This is a genomic window from Flavonifractor sp. DFI.6.63, assembly GCF_024462255.1.
Classification (GTDB): Bacteria; Bacillota; Clostridia; order Oscillospirales; family Oscillospiraceae; genus Lawsonibacter_A; species Lawsonibacter_A hominis.
The window spans coordinates 1-257 of record NZ_JANGBE010000147.1; the positions used below are offsets into that span (position 1 = coordinate 1).

Here is a 257-nt window from a genome sequence, read left to right on the forward strand (position 1 = left end):
AGATCTACCGGGACATCGCCCGGCAGGTGCCCGCCACCTGGATGGACAAGTGGAACGCATGGCGCTATCTGGCCATGCTGGGAAACCCGCGCACCCACGTGCGCAACATCGTGGGCAACGCCGCCTTCGTTCCGGTGCGCATGGTCAAAAATGCAATCGGCACTGCGCTTGAATCTGGCGTGGACTATCTCTCCCCCAACGGGATCCAGCGCACCAAGGCGGCGCTGAACCCGGCCAGCGCGGAAGACCGGGCGCTG

1 protein-coding gene is annotated in these 257 nt (G+C 65.0%); it reads left to right on the forward strand.

Annotated features, from left to right (window positions below):
• A partial coding sequence (locus NE547_RS18270; protein ID WP_256176650.1) for a hypothetical protein occupies nucleotides 1-257 on the forward strand: 257 nt, incomplete at both ends.